The 8,965-nt window shown below is 66.0% G+C and carries 8 protein-coding genes; 2 read left to right on the top strand and 6 right to left on the bottom strand.

From position 1 onward, the window contains the following. Nucleotides 1–442 precede the first annotated feature (442 nt). The 5 genes from katG to A5699_RS15250 form a co-directional block, all read right to left on the bottom strand. Entirely contained in the window at nt 443–2,650 is a 2,208-nt protein-coding gene (gene katG / locus A5699_RS15270) for a catalase/peroxidase HPI (protein WP_067770663.1), read from the bottom strand. Nucleotides 2,651–2,683: 33 nt separating this feature from the next. Continuing rightward, the gene (locus A5699_RS15265) at nt 2,684–3,088 is read right to left on the bottom strand and encodes a Fur family transcriptional regulator (RefSeq protein WP_067770667.1); all 405 of its coding nucleotides are present in this window, start codon (nt 3,086–3,088) and stop codon (nt 2,684–2,686) included. Between the two features lie 209 nt (nt 3,089–3,297). Then, on the bottom strand, nt 3,298–4,680 hold the full coding sequence (locus A5699_RS15260) for an FAD-binding oxidoreductase (RefSeq protein WP_067770661.1): 1,383 nt from the start codon (nt 4,678–4,680) through the stop codon (nt 3,298–3,300). Nucleotides 4,681–4,808: 128 nt separating this feature from the next. Then, a complete protein-coding gene (locus A5699_RS15255) occupies nt 4,809–5,207 on the bottom strand; it encodes a GtrA family protein (protein WP_067770659.1) in 399 nt (132 codons plus the stop codon). A 24-nt stretch (nt 5,208–5,231) separates the two neighbouring features. Further along, nucleotides 5,232–6,659, bottom strand: coding sequence for a PLP-dependent aminotransferase family protein (locus A5699_RS15250; RefSeq protein WP_067770657.1), 1,428 nt, complete (start codon nt 6,657–6,659; stop codon nt 5,232–5,234). A gap of 49 nt (nt 6,660–6,708) precedes the next feature. Between A5699_RS15250 and A5699_RS15245 the strand changes: the two genes are divergently transcribed. Both A5699_RS15245 and A5699_RS15240 read left to right on the top strand, forming a co-directional pair. Next, a complete protein-coding gene (locus tag A5699_RS15245) occupies nt 6,709–7,176 on the top strand; it encodes a carboxymuconolactone decarboxylase family protein (protein WP_067770665.1) in 468 nt (155 codons plus the stop codon). A gap of 20 nt (nt 7,177–7,196) precedes the next feature. After that, nucleotides 7,197–7,976 carry a phosphotransferase family protein gene (locus A5699_RS15240; protein WP_067770655.1) on the top strand — a complete coding sequence of 260 codons (780 nt, stop codon included), beginning with the start codon at nt 7,197–7,199 and terminating at the stop codon, nt 7,974–7,976. Here the strand turns inward: A5699_RS15240 and A5699_RS15235 are convergent. Then, nucleotides 7,934–8,338, bottom strand: coding sequence for a zf-TFIIB domain-containing protein (locus A5699_RS15235; RefSeq protein WP_231965727.1), 405 nt, complete (start codon nt 8,336–8,338; stop codon nt 7,934–7,936). The genes A5699_RS15240 and A5699_RS15235 overlap by 43 nt on opposite strands. Between the last annotated feature and the right edge of the window lie 627 nt (nt 8,339–8,965).

Here is an 8,965-nt window from a genome sequence, read left to right as displayed (position 1 = left end):
TGCCGGCATCCGCCGCGCGTTTCGGACGGGTACCCGATGTTCCCGACTATTAGCGACAACTCAGCGACAATCGCCACACGGACAACCCGCGCCTCACCAAACCCATTGTCGCTGATGATATTTGACACTCTGGGCTCATTGGCCTCTTGAACATCACCAGTCCAACGTCCGCATGCGAGCGACTGTGTCGCTGATAGCTGGACATGCCCAATTCTGCGACAGATGAGGAAATAAGAGCCTCAACTGACGTAAGTAAACACCGAGGTCGGGGCGAACGGTGCCTATGGTGCTCAAGTGGCGATTGTCGCTGAGTTGTCGCTAATAGTCGGGAACATCGGGTACCCGTCCGAAACGCGCGGCGGATGCCGGCAGCGGGCCCGAAACGACAGCACCCCGCGCGCCCGAGGCCCGCGGGGTGTTGCCTTACTCGTCGGTCAGCCGATCAGGCTTCCAAGTCGAACCGGTCGGCGTCCATCACCTTGGTCCATGCCGCGACGAAGTCCTTGACGAACTTCTCCTTGGAATCGTCCTCGGCGTAGACCTCGGCCAGGGCCCGCAGTTGCGAGTTCGAGCCGAACAGCAGGTCGACGCGGCTGGCGGTCCACTTCGGCGAGCCGCTGGCCCGGTCGACGCCGACGTAGGTGCCGTCGTCGGCCGGTGCCGGGGCCCACTTGGTGCCCATGTCGGTGAGGTTGACGAAGTAGTCGTTGGTCAGCTGACCCTTGCGGTCCGTCAGCACCCCGAGATCGGAACCGCCATGGTTGGCGCCCAGCACCCGCAGACCACCGATCAGCACCGTCATCTCCGGAGCCGACAGGCCGAGCAGGTTGGCCCGGTCGATCAGCCGGTATTCGGCCGGCAGGCTGTCACCCTTGGCCACGAAGTTGCGGAAGCCGTCGCCCTTGGGTTCGAGGTAGGCGAACGAATCGACGTCGGTCTGCTCCTGGGTGGCGTCGCCGCGGCCCGAGGTGAAGGGCACCGCGACGTCGAAACCGGCGTCCTTGATCGCCCTTTCGAGGCCGACGACACCGCCGAGCACCACCAGGTCGGCGAAGGACACCTCGATGTTCGAGGCGGTCTGGATCTCCTCGAGCTTGCCGATCACCTGGGCCAGCTCGTCGGGTTCGTTGACCTCCCAGCCGAGCTGAGGCTGCAGCCGGATCCGGCCGCCGTTCGCGCCGCCACGCATGTCACTGGAGCGGTACGAGGCCGCCGCCTTCCACGCGGTGTCGATCAGCTGCTGGGTGGTCAGACCCGACTCCGCGATCGCCGCCTTGAGGGTGGCGACATCGGCGTCGGACAGCGGCTTGCCGGCCGGGATGATGTCCTGCCACAGCCAGGTCTGCTCGGGCACGAGCGGACCGAGGTAGCGGGTCACCGGGCCCATGTCGCGGTGGATCAGCTTGAACCAGGCCTTCGCGTATTCCTGCGCCAGCTCCTCGGGGTGATCCAGCCAGCGGCGGGTGATCTCCCCGTAGATCGGGTCGAACCGCATCGACAGGTCGGTGGTGAGCATGGCGGGGTGGGTCTTGCCGGTGCCCTGCGCCCGCGGCACCGAGTTGGCCCAGCCGTTGTCCTTGGGCCGCCACTGGTTTGCGCCCTGCGGGCTCTTGAATAGCTCCCACTCGTTGCTGTAGAGGATCTCCAGGAAGCTGTTGTCCCACTTGGTGGGGGTGTGGGTCCAGGTCACCTCCAGGCCGCTGCTGACGGTGTCGTTGCCGAGACCAGGGTTGGCCCAGCCCAGCCCCATCTGCTCGAGCGGGGCGGCCTCGGGCTCGACGCCGTTCTCGATGTCGGTGGCACCGTGGGTCTTTCCGAAGGTGTGCCCGCCGACGATCAGGGCGGCGGTCTCCACGTCGTTCATCGCCATGCGGCCGAAGGTCTCGCGGATGTCGATGGCGGCGGCCAGGTAGTCCGGATTTCCTTCGGGGCCTTCGGGATTGACGTAGATCAAGCCCATGTGGCTGGCGCCCAGCGGGTTCTCGAGCTTGGTCCGGTCACCGTCGGAGCCGGCGTAGCGGTCCTGCGATCCCAGCCACTCGGCCTCGGCGCCCCAGTAGATGTCCTCCTCGGGCTCCCAGTAATCCGGGCGACCGAACGCGAAACCGGCCGTCTTGAAACCCATGTGCTCCATGGCCCGGTTGCCGGCGTACACGATCAGGTCGGACCAGGACAGCTTCTTGCCGTACTTCTTCTTGATCGGCCAGAGCAGACGGCGCGCCTTGTCCAGGCTCACGTTGTCCGGCCAGCTGTTCAGCGGGGCGAAGCGCTGCATGCCGCGTCCGCCGCCGCCCCGGCCGTCCTCGACCCGGTAGGTGCCCGCGGCGTGCCAGGCCATCCGGACGAAAAGCGGTCCGTAGTGCCCGAAGTCGGCCGGCCACCACTCCTGGGAATCGGTCAGCAGGGCGTCGAAATCGCGGGCCAACTCGTCGACATCGAGGGTCTTGACGGCCTCGCGGTAGTCGTACCCCTCGTCCATCGGATCGATGGCCGGCGGGTTCTTCTGCAGGATCTTGAGGTTCACTGCATTGGGCCACCAGTCGCGGTTGCTCCCACCCTCGACGGGCGGCTTGATCCGCATGGGACAGCCGGTTTCGGCGGGTTCCGTCTGAGATTCACCGATCGGGGGATGGGTTTCGGCTTCAGTCATGGCAATCCTTTCCGGGGCTGGCGGGTTAAGGGTTTATCCAGTTGGAGCAGTGGAACATTCGGGGCACAGGCCCCAATAGATGACCTCGGCTTCGTCGATCTCGAAACCGTGGTCTGTCGACGCGGTCAGGCATGGGGCCGACCCGGCCGCGCAGTCGACATCGGCTATCGCGCCACACGATCGGCACACGACGTGGTGGTGGTTGTCGCCGATGCGAGATTCGTACCGAGCCACCGAGCCCGACGGTTGGATGCGCCGTACCAGCTGGGCTGCGGTGAGGGCGTGCAACGAGTCATAGACGGCTTGATGGGAAACCTCGGGCAGTTCCTCACGTACCGCACGGATGATCGTGTCGGTGTCGGCGTGTGGATGGGCAAAAACCGCGTGCAGCACCGACACTCGTGGACGGGTCACCCGCATGTCGGCACTCCGCAGCATCTGCTGGAAGTCCGAGGTCGTCGCCACGGAACCGAGTCTGGCCCGTTTTCTGGACTTAGTCAAGAATAAACTTCTCACGGCGATTCCGCTTGTGGGCCGGACCCGATCCAGCCGCACGAATTGCGCCCAGATTGCATCCAGGGACAAAATCCGAGGGAATCCTGTCCCTGGATGCAATTTCGGCGATCACACTGACCGGCCGACAGCAGCTAGACGAGCTCCAGCCGGCGGGCCATGTCCGAGACGAACAAGCCGTCGGGGTCGACCTTGCGGCGCACCGCGATCCACTCGTTGATGCGTGGGTACATGGCGTGGAACATCTCGGCCGTGGTGCGTGAGTCCTTGGCGGTGTAGAGCCTGCCCCCGAATTCCAGCACGCGCCGGTCCAATTCGGTGAGAAACTCACCGACTCCCGCCTTAACGGGGAAGTCCACGCAGACGTTCCAGCCCGGGATCGGGAAGCTCAGTGGCGCCCGGTTGCCGGGGCCGAACAGCTTGAACACGTTGAGGAACGAGTAGTGCCCGGAGCGCTGGATGTCGTAGATGATGCGCTTGAACTCGTCGACGGCCTCGGTGGGCACCACGAACTGGTACTGCGCAAAGCCCGCCGGTCCGTAGGCCCGGTTCCACTCACCAAACATGTCCAGCGGGTGGTAGAACTGCGTCAGGTTCTGCACCTTGTTGCGGTAGGTGCCCGATTTGCGGTACCAGAGCTCGCCGATCGGGCCGAAGGTGTACTTGTTGGCCAACCCGTTGGGAAACACGTCGGGCAACGTAAGTAGTTGCGGCGCATCGAATTTCAGCGGATTTTTCTGCAGCTTCTTGGGGAGCTGGTCCAGCGTCGCCAGCGAGCCCCGCGAGATCGCGGCGCGGCCGAGCTTCGGCGGGGCGCTGATCGCGTCGAACCAGGCCGACGAATAGCTGTAGTTGTCCTCGGAGCCGTCGCTGTGGAAGGCGATCGTCTCGTCGAGCGTGTGCGTGACATCGCCGTCGGCGATGAAGTAGGCCGTCTCGGTCGGCGTCATCTCGATCGTCGCGCGCAGGATGATGCCGGTCAGGCCATTGCCGCCGACGGTGGCCCAGAACAACTCGGCCTCATCGCCGTTCGGGGTGAGCTTGCGGATCTGACCGTCGGCGGTCAACAGGTCCATGCTGCGGACGTGGTTGCCGAAGCTGCCCGCGCTGTGGTGGTTCTTGCCGTGGATGTCACAGCCGATGGCCCCGCCGATGGTGACCTGGCGCGTGCCGGGAAGCACCGGCACCCACAGCCCGAGCGGTAGCGCGGCCCGCATCAACTGATCGAGGTTCACTCCACCGTCGACGTCCACCAGGCGGGTCGCGGCATCCATCGAATGGATCTGGTTGAGTTCCGACATGTCGATGACGAGCCCGCCACCGTTCTGCGCGTTGTCGCCGTAGGAGCGACCCAGACCGCGGGCGATCACACCACGGCCCTTCTGCTCGGCGGCCTGCGTGACGGCCTTGACGATCAGTTCGGGATCGCTGGTAGAGAGCACCTGTGCCACGGTCGGTGCGGTCCGGCCCCAGCCTGTCAGGCGCTTGGGAGTGGTCGGCAGATCGGTAGTCGACATCGCTAAGGAGAGTACCCGGCAGTAGCCTGCGCCCCGCCCGGTTGACGCCATGAACGCCGAGAGTGACGCCATGGTCGCTGCACCGCCCGCGGAGCAACCATGGCGTCACCCTCGCGGTCGCACACACCTCAATGCAATTTGAAGATCACTGCCCGCTGCACGATGAAGTTGATCACCGTCGCGGTGCCCTGGGCGATGATGAAGGCCACCGGGACGGCCCAGGACCGGTACTCGGCCAGATGGAGCACGAGGTGGTTGAGCCCCACCTGGACGGCGAAGGTGACCAGGTAGAGCACCCATACCGCGATGAACCGGGCGGTGCTCGGCGGCGCTTGGAAGGTCCAGCGCCGGTTGATCAGGTAAGCGGTGGTGGTTCCGGCGATGAAGCCGATCGTCTTGGCCAGGTCGACCTGTAAGCCGAAGACCTTGTAGAGCAGGACGTACAGCCCGAAGTCCACGATCGCCGAAAAGCCGCCGGTCACGATGAACCGGAACGCCTGCGTCTTGAGGTCCAGGGTCGGCGACATTACGGGCTCAGCCACTCAGGCAGCTTAGCGAGGGCACTCTTGACGCAACGTATCCGCCAGCACCCGGCACAACGCGTCGACCGCGGGACCGAAGGCATGCTCGGCGGGGGCTCCGAATCCGACGATGACCCCGTCGGGATCTGGGATGTCGGGTCCGGCCTGCGGATGCCGCATGATCGACAGCCCGATCAACGCGATACCGGCCTCACCGGCGCGGCGCAGGACCTCGGGTTCGGCCCCGTCGGGCAGCGTCAGCAGCATGTTGACGCCCGCCGACAGTCCACCGATGTCGAGGTCGAACCCGCTCAGCGCCTTCACCAGCGCGTCGCGGCGCCGCCGGTAGCGGTTACGCATCCGCCGGACGTGCCGGTCATAACCGCCGCTGTGGATGAAGTCGGCCAGAGTGAGCGCGGTGAGCGCATCCACGTGGTACTGCGCCCCGCCCGCGGCCGCGATCACGGGATCGATCAGCGCGTCGGGCAGCACCATCCAGCCCACCCGCATGACTTGGGCCATGCTCTTGCTGACCGAGCCGAGATACACCACCCGCTCGGGGTTCAGGGGCTGCAGCGCGCCGATCGGCTGTCGGTCGTACCGGAATTCACCGTCGTAGTCGTCGTCCACCACGTATCCATTGCTGCGCTGGGCCCAGTCGATGACCGCGGTGCGCCGCGTCGGATGCAGGGCCATGCCGAACGGGCTCTGATGCGCGGGAGTGAGTAGTACCGCCGGGGTGTCGAGGTGATCCAGATCGGTGACCACCGCACCGTGCTCGTCGACGCCGATCGGCGTGGTAGGCACGCCGAGCGCCGCGAGCGCATCGCGAAAGATGAAGAGCCCGTGGGCTTCTACTGCGATGGGCCGCGCGGTGCCCAGCACCCGACCCAACAGGTCGACGCCGTCACGCACGCCCGAACAGATGACGATCGATTCCGGAGAGGCGCGTACGCCACGGACCCGACCGAGATACTCGGCCAGGGCTTCACGCAGCGGCGCTGGTCCGCGCGGATCACCCATCCGCAGCGCCGACACCGGGGCGTTCGTGACGGCCCGGCGTGCTGACGTCAACCACGCGGACCGCGGGAACTCCGACACATCGGGGGAGCCGGGCATCAGGTTGTGCCTGGGGAGGGCGGGGACCCGCCGCGGCCGCGGGGCCTGCCGCGGGGCGGTGACCCGCGCCACCCAGGTGCCTGCACCCTGCCGGGAGGCCAGCCAGCCCTCGGCGACCAGCTCGGCATAGGCCTCGGCAACGGTGTTGCGGGCCAAACCGAGGTCGACAGCCAATGTGCGTGACGGTGGCAGCCGGGTACCGGTGCTCAACCGGCCGGTTCGGATGGCGTCCCGAAGTGCGGTGATCAGCTGGTCCCGAGCGGTGCGGCTACCCGGTTCGATCACCGCGCGCAGGTCGAGGTGCAGATCCCGACCGCCAAAATTGGCCCGCGAAGTCACGTCGATATTGAACCACCTACGCGGTATTTTCGGGCTTAGCGTAGTGGCCATGACACAGACACTCGAACTCGCCGCCGTCGACCGTCTCAAGATCTACAAGGCATCGCCGGGGCTTTACGACGCGATGATCACGCTGTCGAATGCGGCGTCCAAAGACGTCGACCCGACCATCGCCGAGCTGATCAAGATCCGCGCCTCGCAGCTGAACCGCTGCGCGTTCTGCCTCGACATGCACACCCACGACGCCCGCCAGAACGGCGAGACCCAGCAGCGGCTGTCCCTGATCGCCGCCTGGGAGGAAGCCGGCGATCTGTTCACCGAGCAGGAGAAGGCGGCCTTGGCACTAACCGAGGCCATCACCGACCTGACCGGCGGGCCGGTATCCGACGCGGTCTACGCCCGCGCGGCTGCGGCGTTCACCGAACATGAACTCGGCCAGGTTGTCGCCATGGCAGTGACGATCAATGCCTGGAACCGGATCAACGCAGTCGCAAAATCGGTTCCCCCGCCCCGCTGAACTCGCGGGAGACTGAAGGGGTGCAGACGCGGTCGGGTGCAGACGTCACGGTGCGCGGGGCCATCGTGGACAAGCTGCACCGGCCGGGCACCGACCCGCGCGCACTGCGGGTCCGGCTCCGAACGGCCGGCCGGGTCGCTGCCCTGGTGAGCCCGTTGTCCGATCTGCCCGTGGCGGTGAGCGACCGCTGGCTGACGCGGTGGCCGCTCGTCGAAACGCTTGCAGCACAACCTGAATCGGTGCCGTGGGCGGACATCGCGCGGCTACTGGCGGCCCTGCACAACGAACCGGTCGCCGAACGTCTGCCACCGCATGGCTGGCCGGCCAGGCTGCGCCGCGCGGTCGGTCGTGCTCGACGCCATGGTGGCCACGCCGTTGTAGGTGCCGCGGCCGGGCTGCCGGACGACGCGTGGCGGCCTGGTTCTGCCGGACGGCCACAGACGCTCGTGCACGGCGACTTCCACTTGGGGCAAGTGGGTCGGTACGACGGGCGCTGGCAACTCATCGACGTCGACGATCTCGGGTTGGGCGATCCCGCTTGGGATCTGGCGCGTCCGGCTGGAGTTTGGGCGGCCGGGTTGATGCCCGACTCCGATTGGCGGCAGTTCCTCGACGCCTACCGGGAGGCGGGCGGGCCGGCGCTGCCGCCGGGGGATCCGTGGCCGGTGCTGGAGCCCTTCGCCCGGGCCTCCGTCATTCAGTCAGCGGGCAATGATCCCGACGACGAATTGCTGGCGGCGGCCTGCGCGAGGATGCCTCAGCTGGAGAAGAACAGCCGCCCGAAGCCCTGTTTGCGATAGTGCCTGTTGCCGCGGTGTCCCCAGCCCGGCCCGTAGTCGGAGTAACTCTGTTGGTAACCCGGATGCGCCGGCGGTGCCGGTGGCGGCGGTGCCTGGACGAACCGGTTCTCCATCTGAGTGAGCGCCTCGAGCTCGCCGAAATCCAGGAAGATGCCCCGGCAGGTGTCGCATTGCTCGAGATGGATGCCGTTGCGCTCGTAGGTCTTCATGACCCCGGCGCACTTCGGGCACAGCAAGGTGTTGCCGACCCCGGGCGACGGGCTGGACTTCGGGGGTTCATATGGCGGGATGCTCATATCGGCATAACGTCCGATCTGGCAGTTGAGTGCCCGCCAAGACGGGGCGACGCACGGGGATTTCACAGGCCCGAAGTGTGATGTCGACCACAAACTGGAATATCGGCAGCCGGTCAACGGGGTCGATCTGCGGCTGTGCAGTTAATCCGACTCCCGGGGCCGCGTAATCGGGTGTTTACACAGCAATCGCAAACTCGGGGCGGGCGACGCCGGGACGCCGGAAATTGACGGTGCCGACGGCAATGATTCGGCTCACCGTGATTGCGTGGTGTGCCCGCAGGAGAACCCGTGTAACCGCAGTTCGAGCCACATGTCTTGGCGCGGGGTGGAGTGGTCCGGCGGCGGGTGGACGATTTGCATACGTCTAGATGCCCAGGAGTTCCCCGGCGGTGGTGTGATGTTCGTCGGGGCGGTTTCAGCAAATTTGTATCAGTCTTCGTACCGTGCACCGGTCGAAAACCCGCAGCCGTTGCTGCCCCGGTGCCACCCGGTTACGTTTCTCGTGCCAATCATGAGCACGGCGTGAGAACCGGATGAGGCGCCCCTAATCGCGCCTTATGCGGATGCATCTCTGCACGTGTTCCTGGTTGGTGGAAGACGAAGAAATCACCGGCGTAGCTAGGGAGAACATGAAGGCATTCAGTCGGGTGCTGGTCGCGATGGTGACCGCCATTGCGGGGGTCTTTGCGGGCC

This window comes from Mycobacterium sp. E802 (assembly GCF_001666875.1).
GTDB lineage: Bacteria > Actinomycetota > Actinomycetes > Mycobacteriales > Mycobacteriaceae > Mycobacterium.
This window is presented reverse-complemented; position numbering and strand designations above follow the sequence as displayed.

Coding starts and splice junctions, on each gene's coding strand:
- katG (WP_067770663.1), bottom strand. CDS start 2,650: ATGACTGAAGCCGAAACCCATCCCCCGATCGGTGAATCTCAGACGGAA.
- A5699_RS15265 (WP_067770667.1), bottom strand. CDS start 3,088: ATGCTGCGGAGTGCCGACATGCGGGTGACCCGTCCACGAGTGTCGGTG.
- A5699_RS15260 (WP_067770661.1), bottom strand. CDS start 4,680: ATGTCGACTACCGATCTGCCGACCACTCCCAAGCGCCTGACAGGCTGG.
- A5699_RS15255 (WP_067770659.1), bottom strand. CDS start 5,207: ATGTCGCCGACCCTGGACCTCAAGACGCAGGCGTTCCGGTTCATCGTG.
- A5699_RS15245 (WP_067770665.1), top strand. CDS start 6,709: ATGACACAGACACTCGAACTCGCCGCCGTCGACCGTCTCAAGATCTAC.